The sequence below is a fragment of the Sagittula sp. MA-2 genome, from assembly GCF_030126985.1.
In the GTDB taxonomy this organism is placed as follows: Bacteria; Pseudomonadota; Alphaproteobacteria; order Rhodobacterales; family Rhodobacteraceae; genus Sagittula.
The window spans coordinates 4548022-4563857 of the sequence record NZ_CP126145.1; the positions used below are offsets into that span (position 1 = coordinate 4548022).

The window sequence follows — 15836 nt, forward strand, 5'->3', positions numbered from 1 at the left end:
ATACTCACGGCACGGACCCCGTCACCCGGCCGCAACGCCCGGCAAGCGCCGCCGCGAACCAGCGGGGGGCCACCACATGACACAGCTGCCCGGACAGACCGACAGGACCCTCGGCCTCGTCATCGACCTCGACACCTGCGTCGGCTGTCACGCCTGCGTGGTGGCCTGCAAGGGCTGGAACACCCAAAGCCAGCCCTCGCCGCTCTCGGACAGCGATCCCTACGGCGCCGACCCCTCGGGCACCTTCCTCAACCGCGTACACAGCTACGAGGTCACGCCGGAACAGGGCACCGCCCAGCTGGTGCACTTCCCGAAAAGCTGCCTGCACTGCGAGGACGCGCCCTGCGTCACCGTCTGCCCCACCGGCGCCAGCTACAAGCGGACCGAGGACGGCATCGTGCTGGTGAACGAAAGCGACTGCATCGGCTGCGGGCTCTGCGCCTGGGCCTGCCCCTATGGCGCGCGCGAACTGGACGCCGCCGAGGGGGTGATGAAGAAATGCACCCTCTGCGTCGACCGGATCTACAACGACAACCTGCCGGAGGAAGACCGCGTGCCCGCCTGCGTCCGCACCTGCCCGGCGGGCGCGCGGCATTTCGGCGACCTCTCCGACCCCGACAGCCCCGTCAGCCTGCTGGTGGCCGAGCGCGGCGGGATCGACCTGATGCCCGAGCAGGGCACGAAACCCGTGAACAAGTACCTCCCGCCCCGCCCCCGGGACACATGGGAGGCGGAAACCGATGTCCTGGCCCCGTGGCTCGCGCCGGTGGCGGAGGAGCCGCGCGGCTTCCTCGGCTGGCTCGACCGGGCCCTCGACAAGCTCTGACCGCACCGCGCAACACCCTGTAGGGCGGGGCTTCGCGCCGCCCTCCCTCGAAGGACAAGAATGCACCCGGCCCCGTCTCTCATCGCCTTCACCACGCTGTCCGGCCTGGGCTTCGGCCTGCTGTTCTGGCTGGGGATCGACCCGACGCCGCCCACCGGCTGGGTGGCCTTCGTCTTCTTCGCCCTGGCCTTCGTGCTGGCCCTTTGCGGGCTGGGCGCCAGCGCAAAGCACCTCGGACGGCCCGAGCGGGCGCTCAAGGCCTTCACCCAGTGGCGGTCGAGCTGGCTGTCGCGCGAGGCCTGGGCCTCTGCTGCCGCACTGACGCTTTGCGGGCTATACGCGGCGGCGCTGGTGTTCTTCGCCACGCCGGTCCTGCCGCTGGGATGGCTGGCCGCGCTCTTGGCGCTTGTCACAGTGGGGTCGACCGCGATGATCTACACCCAGCTCCGGACCGTGCCGCGCTGGCACGATCCTTCGACGCCCGCGGTCTTCCTGCTCTATGCGCTGGCCGGGGGGGCGCTGCTGTCCGGCCGGGTCGTGACCGCGATCCTGCTGCTGATCGCCTGCGGCGCGGCGCAGGGCTGGGCGTGGTGGGACGGCGACAGGCGGATGGCGCGCTCCGGCACGACGCTGGCCAGCGCCACGGGCCTGACCGGCGGCACCCCACGTGCCTTCGAGCCGCCGCACACCGGGTCCAATTACCTGACGCGTGAGATGGTGTTTGTCGTGGGTCGCAAGCACGCGGCGAAACTGCGTGTGATCGCCGCCGCGCTGGCCTTTGTCCTGCCCGTGCTGTTTCTGCTCCTGCCGTTCCACCATCTCTTTGCGCTTGTTGCAGCGGTGTCCCATGTGGCAGGGGTGGTTGTGGCCCGCTGGTTGTTCTTTGCCGAAGCCGAACATGTCGTGGGCCTCTATTACGGACGCGCGCCGTCCGGTTGAACGGGAGCGTCCGATCCATGCCATTCCTGCCGGGTTTCGACGAACGGTGGCGCGACGCGCCGGATTTCATCGACGGCACCCTGCGCGAAATCTGGACCGACCGGCGCCTCGACCGCATCGCCAAGGTCTACGCCGGGGACGCCGTCGTGCACGCCGGGCCGGGCCTCTTGCGGGGACGGGACGCGATCCGGGCCGAAGCGCAGGCCCGCCTGTCCGCCATGCCCGACATCGCCTTCTTTCCCGAGGAAACGATATGGGCGCAGTCGGGCTACAAGTCGGTGCTGGCCGCCCGGCGGCTCTGGTGCCGGGCCACGCATGACGGGCCGGGCCTTTACGGTGCGCCTACGGGCCGCGACATCAGCCACCGCGTGATGACCGACCTCTGGTGCCGCGGCAACGAGATCGCCGAGGAATGGCGCGTGGCCGACACGCTCGCCATCCTGAACGCGCTGGGCGAGGCGCCCGACGCCTGGGCGCGCAGGGCCGTGGCCGCGCAGGGCGGGCCGGAGCGCTGTGCGCCGCCACTCTCACCCGAAACGGAGGTGCCGCCGCGGTTCGACGGCAAGGGCAATACCTCGCCCTGGGGTCAGACGCTGTCGGATATTATCACGCGCGTGATGGCGGGCGAGATCTCGGTCCTTGCCCGCCAGTACGACCCGGCGGCGGAAGTGACCTATCCCGGCGGTCAGCCCGACAGCGGCCCCGCGGCGGCGGAACGGTTCTGGAGCGCGCTGCGCGCCTCGCTCCCCTCCGCCCGGTTCGCTGTGCAGAGCGCCATGGGCGAGGAAGACGCCCCCGCCAGCCCCCGCGCCGCGCTGCGCTGGACCCTCACGGGGCGGCACGACGGCTGGGGCCTGTTCGGCGCGCCGAGCGGTGCGGAGCTGCTGGTGATGGGGATGACGCAGGCGGAGTTCGGGCCGGACGGCCTGCGCCGCGAATGGACGCTGGTGGACGTGCCGGCGGTCTGGATGCAGATCGTCCTGGCTCGCGGAGACGGCTAAGGGGGCAGGCGGAGAAACTCCGCCCTACGCCCTGTCGTGCCCGTGACATCCGCCACGGCCACGTCCGCGGCGTCCGGACAGGGCGCCCGCCCCGGACGCCCCGCAACGGCCCGCCCTATTTCGAGCTGAACATGCCCTTCATCCGGTGGCTGCCCTGGTCGAGCCGGTCGCCGGCCTCTTCCAGCATCGGGTCGACGCGGCTGCGCCAGAACCGCTTCCACCGCACCCGGATCGCCCAGTAGACCGCTGCCAGGATCACGAGGATGACGATGGCGGTCCACGGGATGATCCTGACGTCCGGCCCCGCGACCTGCTTCAGTCCCACGGCGTTCGGGAAGATGGTCAGGAACTCGTTCCGCCAGCCGTAGTGCCGCACCGCCACCCAGCGCGGGTTGTCGGCGGTGGACTTCATGTCGGCCGCCTCGGCCTGCAGGTTGGAGGTGTCGAACTTGAAGTACGGCGGCCAGCCCCAGCCGGTGTCCTCGTTGCGGTAGACGATGATCTCGCCGTTGTCGCGCCGGGTCTGGATGAAGAACACGTCGCGGTTCGGCAGGGTGCCGTCGGTGCCGGTGTCCGCCTGCGCCCAGAACAGGCTGTTCTCGCCCGGATCGACGCGTTTTTCATAGGTGTCCGTGATCCGCACCACGTCGTGCTGCGGCAGCGTGTAATGCAGGAAGGCCGCGACCAGCAGCCAGAACAGCACGATGAACGTCCATTTCACAAATTTCATGGCGGAGCGGACCTTTCAGTGGAAATTCGTAAGGTAGATGATCGCGGTGACCGTGCACATGGGCAGGATATAGACCACAACGATCAGAGTTCGATGGCGGATGCGGTCCCAGCGCGACGTCTCGGCGTCGAGGTAGGCGTGAAGGGACATCTCCTCGGGGTTGGCCTTCCATTCCTCGAGGATCATGCGGCGGCGGCGCGCGCGCAGGCTGAGCCACAGCACGACGTAGGCGGCCGAGCAGATTACGAACGCGAGGATGAAGAAGCGCCCGAAGGCCAGCATCGCAGTCTCCCTTTGTTCATGACCTGATACGGCCTGCGTGGAAAATCAACGACAAACCGCGTCGCACGGGAGGTCCGGCGCAGGTGTCACGTAATGGGTTCAGCATCGGCCTGTCCATTCCGGAGCCTGCACCGGTCCGAAGCGGGCAGCGGTTCTGCTCGGTCGCCCGGGCGCGTCCGCCTTGCGCACATGCAGGTTTCGATGGGGAGGACGTGCGCCATGGAGGCCGACTCCGACGTTTCGGCGCACCTGCATGTTCGTGGCGCCGGGGCGCTTCGAACGGGTCAAGCTGGCCGGCTTTGCCGGCTTCTTGATCGTCGGGTCAGCGGCGGTCCTGATCCCGGGGAACCCAGGCCCTTGAGGATGCGCTGGACGTGGCCCGCCCTACCAGACGTTGGTGCGCCAGCGGCGCGGGGCGGTGACCGATACAAGGAGCACGATCGGCCCCCAGACCAGCCCCGCCTGAACGCCTAGCAGCAGGAAATGCAGAACGCCGCCGCGCTGCCCGATCAGGCGCGCGGCCGAGGGGGTTTCCAGCAGGTAGAGCACCGCGAAGAGGCAGGCGGACAGCCCCACCAGCGCCAGCGCCGACAGCAGCGCCGCGGCGGCGATGCCGGGGATGGTCTCCGGCATCAGCCGTTCCACCCCGCGGGTGACGAAGACGGCGAGGGCGATGAGGATCGCCGTGGGGATCAGGAGGCCGAGGATCATGGCACAGAAGATGGCGTCGTCGCACCCCGAAGGCAACGGGCCGGGGGTTGCGGCAACGCGCTTGCAGAGTCACAGTGGCGGCATTGTTTTGCACCCGAGGAGATTTCCATGTTTCGTTTGACCGCAGGCACCTTGCTTGCCCCCACCCTTGTTGCCCTGTCCCTGGCAGCCTTGCCCGCGCAGGCCGACGAGGTCACCGACCTTCTCGATTCGGCGCGCGAGGCCTATGACGCAGGCGATATCCAGTTCGCGCTCGACGACCTCGAAATGGCCCGGCAGCGGCTGGTGGAGATGAAGACCGCCTCGCTTGGCGCCTTCCTGCCCGACGCGCCCGACGGCTGGACGCGCGAGGTGAACACCGAGATGAACACCGGCCTTGCCATGATGGGCGGCGGCGTCGGGGCAGAGGCGCGCTACATGTCGCAGGACGGGGAAGAGCTGAAGCTGACCCTGATGGCCGACAACCCGATGGTCGCCAGCATGTCCGCGATGATCAACAACGCCGGTGCCATGGGGATGAAGACCGAACGCATCGGCCGCCAGCGCTTTGCCGTGCAGGACGGGCAGATGATGGCGCTGATCGGCAACCGCGTGCTGGTGCAGGCCGAGGGCGACGTGGAGACCGCGCGCGGGCTGCTCGACAAGATGGATTTCGAGGGCATGGCCGTCTTCGGCCAGTGATCCTTCGGTTCGGGGGCGGGCAGCCTTCGCCGCTGCCCGTCTTGCTGCGCGGCCCTTGTGTCACCGGGTGTCACCGGGCCGCGCAGACCGTAGGGTGCAGATTCTGCACCCTTTCTGACGTCAGCCGACCACGTTGAAGCCGGGGCCGTAGGGGTAGCCGGTGATGTTCTCGTTGCCGTCCCCGGTGATGACGAGGATGTCGTGCTCGCGGTAGCCGCCCGCGCCGGGCTGGCCTTCGGGGATGGTCAGCATCGGCTCCATCGAGATCACCATGCCGGGTTCCAGCACCGTGTCGATGTCCTCGCGCAGTTCCAGCCCGGCCTCGCGCCCGTAGTAGTGCGACAGCACCCCGAAGGAGTGGCCGTAGCCGAATGTGCGGTATTGCAGCATGTCGCGCTCGGCGAAGAAGTCGTTGATCTTCAGCGTGATTTCCGCGCAGGAGGCGCCGGGCTTCAGCAGGGACATGCCGTATTCATGTGCGGCGACGTTGGCCTCCCAGATCTTCAGAGACGCCGGATCGGCCTCGCCCACGAACATCGTGCGTTCCAGCGCGGTGTAGTAGCCCGAGATCATCGGGAAGCAGTTCAGCGACAGGATGTCCCCGTGCTGCAACTGGCGCGCCGTCACCGGGTTGTGCGCGCCGTCGGTGTTGATGCCCGACTGGAACCAGACCCAGGTGTCGCGGTATTCCGCATCCGGGAAGCGGGCGGCGATCTCCAGTTCCATCGCGTCGCGGCCCGCCATGGCCACGTCGATTTCGCGGATGCCGGGACGGATCGCGTCGTGGATGGCGTAGCCGCCCACATCCGCCACGGCGGCCCCGGCGCGGATCAGCTCGATCTCGGCGGCGGATTTCATCATCCGCTGGCGCATGGTCGCGGGCGCGATGTCTGCGGAGGACGCGGGTTTCAGGAAACTGTCCATCAGTCCCTTGGAGGCCAGCGTCATGTGGTCGGCCTCGTAGCCGATCGCCTTGCCTGCGCCGGTCACCGACAGGATCGCGCGCCAGTAGTTGTTACGCTCCCAGTCGGTGTAGGTGATGTTGTCGCCATGGCAGCGCCGCCACGGCTGGCCCGCGTCGATGCCAGCGCTGATCGTCACGCTTTCGGTCTGGGTCACGACAAGCCCGTAGGGCCGGCCGAACGAACAGTAGAGGAAGCCTGAGTAATACGCGATGTTGTGCATCGAGGTCAGCACGGCGGCGTCGAGCCCGGCGTCCCGCAGGATCGCGCGCAGCCCGGCAAGGCGGGCGTCGTATTCGGCGGGCGCGAAGGGCAGGATGCGGTCGCCCTGGTGGAAGCGATAGCTTTGCGGGCGGCTCTGTGCGGGCTTTTCGAGGGTCGTGGTGGTCATTCCGTGTCTCCTGTCGCGCGGCGGGCCTTCCCCTGCCGCGCTGGCAAACGAAGGTCCCGGCGTACAGGACGGAATCGGGGATGTGTTCGGCGACGCCATCGCCTCCCCTGACGATGTTCTGCGCCAACCGGGCACCGTCTGGCAAGAGGCGTGTTGCCGGCTAGTCGCCGACCGGCCAGCCGCCGCGCGTCAGCGCCTGCAGGATGCGCGTTTCAGCGTCGGGGCGGCTGTCGTCGATGGCGTGGTCGCGGAAGAACCACCAGAGATAGGCGGCGAAGTCCGGCGCCATGCCGGGCGCCTGCCGGATCGCCTCTTCCGGCCCGAGGTCATGCACCTTCGCCGCGATGTGGTGAAAGTCGATCCTGCCGAACAGCACGGCGGGCTTCCCGAGGAAATAGCCCGACACGACGACAGAGGAATTCTGTGTGGCCACGTAATCGCATGCGGGCAGCATGGCGCCCGTGCCGCCCAGGGTGATGGTCAGCCGGGGGAACCGGCGCTGCAATGCGTCCAGCGCATCGGTCTCTGCCGCTTCATAGTGCTCCTTGGGATGCAGGGTGGCGTGCACGCGGCGGGTGGTGTCGTGCTCCAGCACCGCCTCCAGCATGGCCAGCGGCGACATGCTCTGGAAGGAGCGTCGCTCCAGCAGGCGGCCCTGCAGCGGCACCAGCACCATGCCCTCCCGCGTCGTCTGCGCCCCGGCGAAGTGCCGGGCGCGCATGTTGGACAGGAAGCGCGCGGCCTTCTGCGGGTTCACCGTGGCGGGGTTGAACTCTGCCAGAGCCACCGGCCAGGTCCAGCGTTGGGCGCTGCGTTCGATATGCCAGAAGGGGGCGAAGTAGGTGCGCCGGAAGGTCAGGCTGCGCGCGTTCGGCGGCTCGATCATCCGCACCAGCGCGTATCCGGGGCGCTCGCGGGCGGCGGCCAGTTCTTCCGGGCTGTCGTCGTGCAGATGCACCTCCCACCCGCGGGCCTGAAGGACGTCACGGACGGTGGACAGGAACGGCAGGCGACCGGCCAGCAGTCGCGCGCGCAGGGCCGGGTAGAGGTAGAACCGCGCCAGTTCCGGTTCAGACACCGCCCGGTTCCAGCCAGAGCTTGTACAGCAGGGTGACACCGTCCACCCGGGCCTTCTTCAGCTTGGCCAGGAAGACGCGGTAGGCCAGCTTCGGATCGCGGTGATCGGTCCAGTTGTAGCCGTCGCGGTCGTTGCCGAGGATCTCCCAGCCGATGTCGCTGGGCGGTTCGCGGAACATGCGGGCGGCGGCCTCCATCAGCGCGACGCCCTCGCCGCGCTTCAGCCCGTAGCGGGCCAGTTCGTCGGCCTGCGCGGCAGGCAGCCATGGCGCGCCGTCGCCGGTGTGGGCGGCGGCGAACCATGCGGGTAGGTCGACGACGAGGTCGTCATCGTCGACCAGCAGATCGAAGCGTTCCGGGCTTATACGCTGAGGCAAACGTATTTCATCTCCAGGTAGTCCTCGATCCCGTGGTGGGAGCCTTCGCGGCCAAGGCCGGACTGCTTGACGCCACCGAAGGGCGCGACCTCGGTCGAGATGATGCCGGTGTTCACGCCGACGATGCCGTATTCCAGCGCCTCGGCCACCTTGTAGACGCGGCTCAGGTCCTTGGCGTAGAAGTAGGACGCAAGGCCGAAGATGGTGTCGTTCGCCATCTCGATCACGTCGTCCACGTCGTCGAACTTGAACAGCGGCGCCAGCGGGCCGAAGGTCTCGTCCGTGGCGACCTGCATGTCCTGCGTGACGCCGGTCAGGATGGTCGGCGGCAGGAAGTGGCCTTCGCCGCTCAGCGGCTTGCCGTCGCCGTAGACCACCTTCGCGCCCTTGGAGGTTGCGTCGCTGATGTGCTCCTGCACCTTGTCGATGGCGTCGGAGTTGATCAGCGGGCCAAGGTCCGTGCCGTCCTCGAGCCCGTCGCCGACCTTCAGCTTGGCGGTGGCTTCCTTCAGCTTCTCGGCGAAGGCGTCATAGACACCCGACTGCACGTAGATCCGGTTGGCGCAGACGCAGGTCTGGCCGTTGTTGCGGAACTTGCACATGATCGCGCCCTGCACGGCCGCGTCGAGGTCGGCGTCATCGAACACGATGAACGGCGCGTTGCCGCCCAGCTCCATCGAGCACTTCATCACCTGGTCGGCGGCCTGCCGCAGCAGGATGCGGCCCACCTCGGTCGAGCCGGTGAAGGTCAGCTTGCGGACCTTCGGGTTCTCGCAGAACTCCTTGCCGATCTCCGAGGAGGACGAGGAGGTCACGACGTTGAACACGCCCGCGGGCACGCCGGCACGCTCTGCCAGAACGGCGAGGGCGATGGCCGACAGCGGGGTTTCCTTGGCCGGGCGCGCGACGAAGGCACAGCCGGCGGCCAGCGCCGGACCCGCCTTGCGGGTGATCATCGCCGAGGGGAAGTTCCACGGCGTGATGGAGGCGGCGACGCCGATCGGCTGTTTCATCACCATGATGCGCTTGTCGCGCTGGTGGCCGGGGATGGTTTCGCCGTAGATGCGCTTGGCCTCTTCGCCGAAGAACTCGATGAAGCCCGCGGCATAGGCGATCTCGCCCTTGGCCTCGGCCAGCGGCTTGCCCTGCTCGGCGGTCATGATGATGCCGAGGTCGTTCTGGTTCTCCATCATCAGGTCGAACCACTTGCGCAGGACGGCGGCGCGTTCCTTGCCGGTCCACGTGGCCCATTCCTTCTGCGCGGTGTAGGCGGCGTCGATGGCCTTCGCCACCTGTTCGCGGCTCAGGTCGCAGACCTCGGCGATCACGTCGCCGCGGGCCGGGTTGGTGACGGAAAACGTCTTGTCGCCGGTGATCCACGCGCCGTCGACGTAGGCGCGACTCTCCAGCAGGGTCGGGTCCTTCAGCAGGTTTTTGAGGTCGGTCGTCTGGTCGAGCATGGTTTCCTCTCCGCTTTTATGCGTTAGGCTCCACATCTAGTGCGTGCCGCACGCAAGTGTAATCGGGCTGCCGGTCCATCGAACGCGACAGGGCTGGCCCCTCTCTACTCCTTTCGCCCGCCGGGTTGAAACGGCATTTGCAGTGGCACGGCAAGGAACGGCAGGAACACAGGACCAAGATGGATCAGAAAACAGACCTCTCCGACGCTTACGAGAACGGCGCCTACATTCCGGACGGGGCCAGCTATCCGCCCCGCTGGGCCGCCGAGGCGCAGGCCTACCGCAAGCGTCTTTCCCCGGCACAGAAGGCAGTGCTGGGGCTTCCCTATGGCGAGGGGGCGCGTCACCGGATGGACCTGTTCCTGCCCGACCGCACGCCCGAGGGGCTGGTCGTCTTCGTGCACGGCGGCTACTGGCAGCGCTTCGACCGGTCCGACTGGTCGCACCTCGCCGAAGGCGCGCGGGCGCGGGGCTGGGCGGTGGCGATGCCGTCCTACGACCTGTGTCCCTCGGTGCGCATCCGCGACATCACCGCCCAGGTGGTGCAGGCCGTGACCATCGCCGCCGAAGAGGTGCAGGGCCCGATCCGTCTGACCGGCCATTCCGCCGGCGGGCACCTCGCGGCGCGTATGGGGACGGGCGTGCTGCCCGAGGACGTGGCGGCGCGGGTGCAGGCGATCCTGCCGATCTCGCCCCTGTCGGACCTGCGCCCGCTGATGGAAACCGCGATGAACGCCAACCTGAAGCTCGATTCGGAAGAGGCGCGGGCCGAAAGCCCTATCTTCCACTCCGCGCCGCGCGCCAAGGTCACGGTCTGGGTGGGCGGCGCCGAACGCCCGGCCTTCCTCGAACAGGCGGAATGGCTGGAGGAGGCCTGGGGCTGTTCCCGCGTCGTGGACGAGGGCAAGCACCACTTCGACGTGATCGACACCCTCGCCGACCCGTCCGGCGCCCTGACAGAGCGGCTCCTGTCGATGTGATCCTTCCGGGCCGCGCGTGACGGCAGGCAGGGCGGGGCTTTGCGCCGCCTTCCGCGCGTGCGTGAAAAATCTGCTACCCTGCGCCAAGGAATGGCGCGCGGCGCGCGTCTCGGTCACAAGATGCGCATGGATGTCAGTGACGAAGCCTTGGCCCGCGCGGCCGCAGACGGGGACCGGGAGGCGTTCGCCCTGCTGGTCGGCCGTGTCTACGACCGCGTCTACGCCTATGCCATCCGCCTGACCGGCAATCGGGCGGATGCAGAGGACCTGGCGCAGGATCTCTGCGCGGCGCTGCCCGCCAAGCTGCAGTCCTTCCGGGGCGAGGCGCGCCTGACCACCTGGCTCTACCGCATCACCGTGAACGCCGCGCGGGACCGCTTTCGCCGCCGGGCCACCTACATGAAGGCGACCGAGGGCTGGGGCGACTGGGAACAGGCGCGGCAGGCCGAGATCGCCGAACAGGCGGAGCGGCGCGACTGGCTGACACGGGCGATGGGCGCCCTGTCGGTCGACCTGCGCGAGACGCTGGCACTGGTGCTCGACGGCATAAGCCAGGCCGAGACGGCAGAGATCCTCGGCATCCCCGAGGGCACCGTCGCATGGCGCGTCTCGGACGCGAAGAAACGCCTTCGGGCCTTGAAAGAGGCCGAAGCGCGGGAGGTGACGAAATGAACGACGACTCCGACGATCTGAACGACCTGAAGGATCTCTTCGACGCCGAGCTGCCGAAGCCCGACCCGGCGCGCCGGGCCGATGCCATCGCGCTGGCGATGAAAAATTTTGACCGGACCCAAGAAACCGCGGATGCGGCGCGTCAGACCTCTGAACCACAGCCCAAGGGCATATTCAGAGGAGCCATTCACATGCTGTTTCAGATGAACACCCGCGCCGTATTGACGGCCACCACCGCGCTCGCCGCCGTGGCGCTTGTCGCGGTCATCCCGGTCGTCACCCGGATGCCCGACCGTCTGACCGGAGGCGGCACCGCCGGCCGGACCGAGGTGGCCGCACCGGACCCCGCGCCGCAGCCGGAGGTCTTCTCCGCCGACGACGTTCAGGCGCTGGCCCCGGGCGAGGCGGATGCGGGCGACCTTTCGATTGCCGCCGAGGAGGAGATGGCAGAAGCGCCCCTGCCGCCGGTCGCCGTCACCGAAGCGCTGGAGGAATTTTCCGCCGATGCGCCTATGCCGCGGATATCCGGCCGCCCCGCCGGGGACGCCGTTCCGCAGGGGGCGCCCGCGCGGCAGTCCGCGACCTCCCGGACGATGGCGCCTGCCGGTGCCGCGCCGCAGCCGGGCGGCACCTTCGGCAATATCGTGTCGGGCCGGGTGAATGGCGGCATCGCCCCCGCGCCCGTCCCGCAGTTCGAGCCGGTCCCGGCCCCGATGCCGGACACGGAGGCGTTCCCCGAGGCCGAGCAGAACCCGATCAAGGTGACGGCAGAGGACCCGGTGTCGACCTTCTCCATCGACGTGGACACCGCGTCGTGGTCGATCATCCGCAATTCCCTGACCCGGGGCATGCTGCCGCCGGAGGACGCGGTGCGGATCGAGGAGATGGTCAACTACTTCTCCTACGACTATCCGGCGCCGGAGGGTGACGCGCCCTTTGCCACCCACATCGGCGTGTCGGACAGCCCGTGGCGCGAGGGCACGCAGCTTGTGCAGATCGGTCTGCAGGGGATGCTGCCGGACGCCCGCCCGCCGATGAACCTCGTGTTCCTGATCGACACCTCCGGGTCGATGCAGGACGCCAACAAGCTGCCGCTCCTGAAGCAGAGCTTCCGCCTGATGCTGGGCCAGCTGGGCGAGGACGACATGGTCTCCATCGTGACCTACGCCGGGTCCGCGGGCCGGGTGCTCGACCCCACGAAGGCGAGCGAACGCCAGACCATCCTCGACGCGCTGGACCGGCTGGAGGCCGGGGGCAGCACGGCGGGGCAGGCGGGTCTGCAACAGGCCTATGCCACCGCCACAGGGATGGCCCGCGAGGGCGCGGTCAGCCGGGTGATCCTTGCCACGGACGGCGACTTCAACGTCGGCATCAGCGATCCCGACGCGCTGAAGGACTACATCGAGACGCAGCGCGGGACGGGCACCTACCTGTCGGTGCTGGGCTTCGGGCGCGGCAACCTCGACGACGCGACGATGCAGGCGCTGGCGCAGCACGGCAACGGCATGGCCGCCTACATCGACACGCTGTCGGAGGCGCAGAAGGTGCTGGTGGACCAGCTGACCGGCGCACTGGTGCCCATCGCCGACGACGTGAAGATCCAGGTCGAATGGAACCCCGCGCAGGTCGCGGAGTACCGCCTGATCGGCTACGAGACCCGCGCCCTGCGCCGCCAGGACTTCAACAACGACAAGGTCGACGCAGGCGAGATCGGCGCAGGGCATCAGGTCACCGCGCTGTACGAGGTCACGCCGGTGGGTTCGGGCGCGCGGATGACCGACCCGCTGCGCTATGCGCCGGAGCAGGTGGCGTCGGAACAGGCGGACACGGAGAGTGCGGAACTGGGCTTCCTCCGCCTGCGCTACAAGGCGCCGGGCGAAAGCGAGAGCCGGCTGATCGAAACGCCGGTGCGGTCGGACGCCGGTGCGCTGCCGCAGACCGACTGGGCCGCCGCCATCGCGGGCTTCGGCCAGATCCTGAAGGGCTCCGACCTGATCGGCGACTGGTCGATGGGCGACGCCATCGCGCTGGCCACCGGCGCACGGGGCGCGGATCCCTTCGGCTACCGGCAGGAGGCGATCAACCTGATGCGCCTGGCCGAAAGCCTGCAGCGCTGACCCGCGCACACGTCTGACGGGGACGCCGGGACGGACGCTCGCGCATAGCGCATCGCCCCGCCCGCCGTCGCGCCTGCCGAACCGCAAGAACCCTGCCCCCGGACACCCCCGGAGGCAGGGTTTCACCGCGCCTTAACAAAACCGTCACGGCGCTGTTACGTCCCGGGACCAATGCGGCACCTACGTCATTCTGACAGGAGCCATCACATGACCATCCGTTCGATCTGCCTGACCAGCGCACTGGCGCTGACGGCCGGCGCGGCCTTTGCCGACAGCCACGGCCAGATGAATTTCAACCGCATTGCCGCCTTTGCCACCCCGCTGAACATGGCCGAGGGCGAGGACACGCAGCGCGAGACCTCCGCCGAAATCATCGCCGCCTCCGACGACGGCATGACGCTGGTCTACACCGACAGCCCGCTGGGCGTTGTGGGCCGGATCGACATCACCGATCCCAAGGCGCCGAAGCCCATGGGCAACACCGATGTGGGCGGCGAACCAACCTCCGTCACGGTGATCGGCAACACCGCCTACATCGGCGTGAACACCTCCGAATCCTACACGCAGCCGGGCGGCAAGCTGGTGTCGATGGACCTTGCCTCCGGCGAGCTGACCGGCGAATGCGACCTCGGCGGCCAGCCCGATTCCACCGCGCATGACGATGCGGGCACCTTCGTCGTCGCCGCGATCGAGAACGAGCGCGACGAGGATGCAGGCGACGGCCGCGTGCCGCAGATGCCCGCGGGCTGGGTCTCGAAGGTGATGATCGAGGACGGCGCGATGAACTGCGACGTGGTCAGGATCGACGTGACCGGCCTGGCCGGGATCGCGGGCGAGGACCCGGAGCCGGAATTCGTCGACGTGAACGGGCTGGGCGAGATCGTCGTCACCCTGCAGGAAAACAACCACATCGTGGTGATCGGCGCGGACAACGCGGTGATGGCGCACTTCCCCGCCGGTGCCGTGGACCTGACCCGCATCGACACGGAGGACGACCGCGCCTCGCTGGTGTTCGACGGCGAGCAGCCGGGCCGCCTGCGCGAGCCGGACGGCGTGCAGTGGCTGGACGACACCCACTTCATGCTGGCGAACGAGGGTGACATGGACGGCGGCTCCCGCTCCATCACCGTCTTCGCCAAGGACGGCACCGAGGTCTTCGAAAGCGGCTCCGACTTCGAGACGCCGATCATCCAGGCCGGGCACTACCCCGACAAGCGGTCCGACGCGAAGGGCGTGGAACCGGAAGGCATGGAATTCGCCACCTTCGGCGGCACGCCCTACGCCTTCGTGCTGGGCGAGCGGTCCTCCACCGTCTCCGTTTACGACACCACCGACCCGGCGAACCCGGTGTTCAGGCAGCTCCTGCCCTCCGGCATCGCGCCCGAAGGCGCCATAGCCATCCCGGAGCGCAACCTCTTCGTCACCGCCAACGAGGCGGACCTGATCGAGGACGGCGGCGTGCGGGCGCACGTGATGATCTACGAATACCAGGACGCCCCGGCGGCCTATCCGCAGATCACCTCCGAAGGAGCGGACGAGCTGATCGGCTGGGGGGCGAACTCCGGCATGGTGGCAGGCGAGGACGGCATGATCTACGCCGTCAACGACAGCTTCTACGGCTACCAGCCGACGATCTTCACCATCGACCCGTCGCAGACCCCGGCGCGCATCACCCGTGCCCTGCCGGTCACCCGCAACGGCATGCCGGCGCAGAAGCTCGACATGGAAGGCATCACGCTGGACGGCGAGGGCGGCTTCTGGGTGGCTTCCGAGGGCCGCACCGACCGCGTCATCCCGCACGCGATCTACCACGTGAACGCCGAGGGCGAGATCGAGGACGAGATCGGCCTGCCCGCGGAGCTGCTGAACAACGAGGTCCGCTTCGGCTTCGAAGGGATCACGAAGATCGGCGACACCCTCTGGATGGCCGTCCAGCGGGAGTGGAAGGACGATCCGGAGAACACCGTGAAGCTGGTGGCCTACAACCTCGAGACCGAGGAATGGGGCGCCGTGCGTTACGAGAAGGCCGCGCCGGAAAAGGGCTGGGTCGGCCTGTCCGAGATCGTGGCCCATGGCGACTGGGTCTACGTCATCGAGCGTGACAACCAGATCGGCGCGGAGGCGGTGACCAAGAAGATCTACCGCATCCCCGCTGCCGAGATGGTCGCAGCGCCGCTGGGCGGCGATCTGCCGGTCGTCTCGAAGGAAGAGGTCGTCGACCTGATCCCGATGCTGCAGGCGCAGGGCGGCTACGTGGTCGACAAGATCGAGGGCCTTGCGATCACCGCAGACGGCACGATCTGGGCCTCCACCGACAACGACGGCGTGGACGACAGCTCGGGCGAGACGTTCTTCTGGAAGGCGGGCACGGCCAACACCGCCGCCAACTGAGCCGCATTTTCCGACAGACCCAAGGCGCTCCGCAGATCCCTGCGGGGCGCTTTCCGTTTGCGCGTCCGATCCGGGCACGGCCTCTGGCTGACGATCTACGGTCCGCCTCCCATCGTCATTTGAGTGATCGCCTGATCGGAGCGAAGGAGTGCCTTCGAAGGCCCCGCGCCCGGTGCGACTGGCCTATGGCCCGCAACAGGTTGGACATGGGCAAAGCGATCTTCTCTGGTCTCGCGTCA

General features: G+C 68.4%; 15 protein-coding genes. 8 read left to right on the plus strand and 7 right to left on the minus strand.

Going from position 1 to position 15836, the window contains the following annotated elements; genetic code table 11:
* The first annotated feature begins 76 nt into the window (after positions 1-76).
* The 3 genes from QNI11_RS22105 to QNI11_RS22115 are packed head-to-tail and all read left to right on the plus strand — an operon-like array spanning position 77 to position 2766.
* The gene (locus QNI11_RS22105) at positions 77-826 is read left to right on the plus strand and encodes a 4Fe-4S dicluster domain-containing protein (RefSeq protein ID WP_283981800.1); all 750 of its coding nucleotides are present in this window, start codon (positions 77-79) and stop codon (positions 824-826) included.
* Positions 827-886: 60 nt separating this feature from the next.
* Complete coding sequence (locus QNI11_RS22110; protein WP_283981801.1) at positions 887-1765, plus strand: DmsC/YnfH family molybdoenzyme membrane anchor subunit; 879 nt, start codon at positions 887-889, stop codon at positions 1763-1765.
* A 17-nt stretch (positions 1766-1782) separates the two neighbouring features.
* Entirely contained in the window at positions 1783-2766 is a 984-nt protein-coding gene (locus QNI11_RS22115) for an ester cyclase (protein WP_283981802.1), read from the plus strand.
* Positions 2767-2881: 115 nt separating this feature from the next.
* On the opposite strand, the gene QNI11_RS22120 is transcribed toward QNI11_RS22115, so the two are convergent.
* From QNI11_RS22120 to QNI11_RS22130, 3 genes are all read right to left on the minus strand, one after another.
* On the minus strand, positions 2882-3496 hold the full coding sequence (locus tag QNI11_RS22120) for a DUF1523 family protein (protein ID WP_100928817.1): 615 nt from the start codon (positions 3494-3496) through the stop codon (positions 2882-2884).
* A 15-nt stretch (positions 3497-3511) separates the two neighbouring features.
* A complete protein-coding gene (locus tag QNI11_RS22125) occupies positions 3512-3778 on the minus strand; it encodes a hypothetical protein (protein WP_100928818.1) in 267 nt (88 codons plus the stop codon).
* A 384-nt stretch (positions 3779-4162) separates the two neighbouring features.
* Positions 4163-4489, minus strand: a complete 327-nt coding sequence (locus tag QNI11_RS22130; protein ID WP_157814969.1) for a hypothetical protein — start codon at positions 4487-4489, stop codon at positions 4163-4165.
* 108 nt (positions 4490-4597) lie between these two features.
* Between QNI11_RS22130 and QNI11_RS22135 the strand changes: the two genes are divergently transcribed.
* Complete coding sequence (locus tag QNI11_RS22135; RefSeq protein ID WP_283981804.1) at positions 4598-5170, plus strand: hypothetical protein; 573 nt, start codon at positions 4598-4600, stop codon at positions 5168-5170.
* A 120-nt stretch (positions 5171-5290) separates the two neighbouring features.
* Here QNI11_RS22135 and QNI11_RS22140 read toward each other — a convergent pair whose 3' ends face one another.
* The 4 genes from QNI11_RS22140 to QNI11_RS22155 all read right to left on the minus strand — a co-directional run bounded on the left by QNI11_RS22140 (position 5291) and on the right by QNI11_RS22155 (position 9437).
* On the minus strand, positions 5291-6523 hold the full coding sequence (locus QNI11_RS22140; protein WP_283981805.1) for an aminopeptidase P family protein: 1233 nt from the start codon (positions 6521-6523) through the stop codon (positions 5291-5293).
* A 160-nt stretch (positions 6524-6683) separates the two neighbouring features.
* A complete protein-coding gene (locus tag QNI11_RS22145; RefSeq protein WP_283981806.1) occupies positions 6684-7601 on the minus strand; it encodes a hypothetical protein in 918 nt (305 codons plus the stop codon).
* Positions 7594-7977 (minus strand): hypothetical protein, encoded by a 384-nt coding sequence (locus QNI11_RS22150; RefSeq protein WP_283981807.1) that lies wholly within the window; start codon positions 7975-7977, stop codon positions 7594-7596. Before QNI11_RS22150 ends, QNI11_RS22145 begins: the two co-directional genes overlap by 8 nt.
* Positions 7962-9437: an NAD-dependent succinate-semialdehyde dehydrogenase gene (locus QNI11_RS22155; RefSeq protein WP_100928824.1), complete on the minus strand. Its 1476-nt coding sequence runs from the start codon at positions 9435-9437 to the stop codon at positions 7962-7964. Before QNI11_RS22155 ends, QNI11_RS22150 begins: the two co-directional genes overlap by 16 nt.
* Before the next feature lie 179 nt (positions 9438-9616).
* Here QNI11_RS22155 and QNI11_RS22160 point away from each other — a divergent pair, with 179 nt between their 5' ends.
* The 4 genes from QNI11_RS22160 to QNI11_RS22175 all read left to right on the plus strand — a co-directional run bounded on the left by QNI11_RS22160 (position 9617) and on the right by QNI11_RS22175 (position 15597).
* Complete coding sequence (locus QNI11_RS22160) at positions 9617-10417, plus strand: alpha/beta hydrolase (RefSeq protein WP_283981809.1); 801 nt, start codon at positions 9617-9619, stop codon at positions 10415-10417.
* A gap of 126 nt (positions 10418-10543) precedes the next feature.
* Complete coding sequence (locus QNI11_RS22165; RefSeq protein WP_198521865.1) at positions 10544-11089, plus strand: RNA polymerase sigma factor; 546 nt, start codon at positions 10544-10546, stop codon at positions 11087-11089.
* The gene (locus QNI11_RS22170) at positions 11086-13206 is read left to right on the plus strand and encodes a von Willebrand factor type A domain-containing protein (protein ID WP_283981810.1); all 2121 of its coding nucleotides are present in this window, start codon (positions 11086-11088) and stop codon (positions 13204-13206) included. Before QNI11_RS22165 ends, QNI11_RS22170 begins: the two co-directional genes overlap by 4 nt.
* A gap of 207 nt (positions 13207-13413) precedes the next feature.
* Positions 13414-15597, plus strand: coding sequence for an esterase-like activity of phytase family protein (locus tag QNI11_RS22175; protein ID WP_283981811.1), 2184 nt, complete (start codon positions 13414-13416; stop codon positions 15595-15597).
* Positions 15598-15836 lie beyond the last annotated feature (239 nt).

Excerpts from the sequence above, each read along its gene's own strand:
- QNI11_RS22105 (WP_283981800.1), top strand. The coding sequence starts at position 77 with ATGACACAGCTGCCCGGACAGACCGACAGGACCCTCGGCCTCGTCATC.
- QNI11_RS22140 (WP_283981805.1), bottom strand. The coding sequence starts at position 6,523 with ATGACCACCACGACCCTCGAAAAGCCCGCACAGAGCCGCCCGCAAAGC.
- QNI11_RS22175 (WP_283981811.1), top strand. The coding sequence starts at position 13,414 with ATGACCATCCGTTCGATCTGCCTGACCAGCGCACTGGCGCTGACGGCC.
- QNI11_RS22165 (WP_198521865.1), top strand. The coding sequence starts at position 10,544 with ATGGATGTCAGTGACGAAGCCTTGGCCCGCGCGGCCGCAGACGGGGAC.
- QNI11_RS22135 (WP_283981804.1), top strand. The coding sequence starts at position 4,598 with ATGTTTCGTTTGACCGCAGGCACCTTGCTTGCCCCCACCCTTGTTGCC.
- QNI11_RS22170 (WP_283981810.1), top strand. The coding sequence starts at position 11,086 with ATGAACGACGACTCCGACGATCTGAACGACCTGAAGGATCTCTTCGAC.
- QNI11_RS22125 (WP_100928818.1), bottom strand. The coding sequence starts at position 3,778 with ATGCTGGCCTTCGGGCGCTTCTTCATCCTCGCGTTCGTAATCTGCTCG.
- QNI11_RS22160 (WP_283981809.1), top strand. The coding sequence starts at position 9,617 with ATGGATCAGAAAACAGACCTCTCCGACGCTTACGAGAACGGCGCCTAC.
- QNI11_RS22155 (WP_100928824.1), bottom strand. The coding sequence starts at position 9,437 with ATGCTCGACCAGACGACCGACCTCAAAAACCTGCTGAAGGACCCGACC.
- QNI11_RS22120 (WP_100928817.1), bottom strand. The coding sequence starts at position 3,496 with ATGAAATTTGTGAAATGGACGTTCATCGTGCTGTTCTGGCTGCTGGTC.
- QNI11_RS22110 (WP_283981801.1), top strand. The coding sequence starts at position 887 with ATGCACCCGGCCCCGTCTCTCATCGCCTTCACCACGCTGTCCGGCCTG.
- QNI11_RS22130 (WP_157814969.1), bottom strand. The coding sequence starts at position 4,489 with ATGATCCTCGGCCTCCTGATCCCCACGGCGATCCTCATCGCCCTCGCC.
- QNI11_RS22115 (WP_283981802.1), top strand. The coding sequence starts at position 1,783 with ATGCCATTCCTGCCGGGTTTCGACGAACGGTGGCGCGACGCGCCGGAT.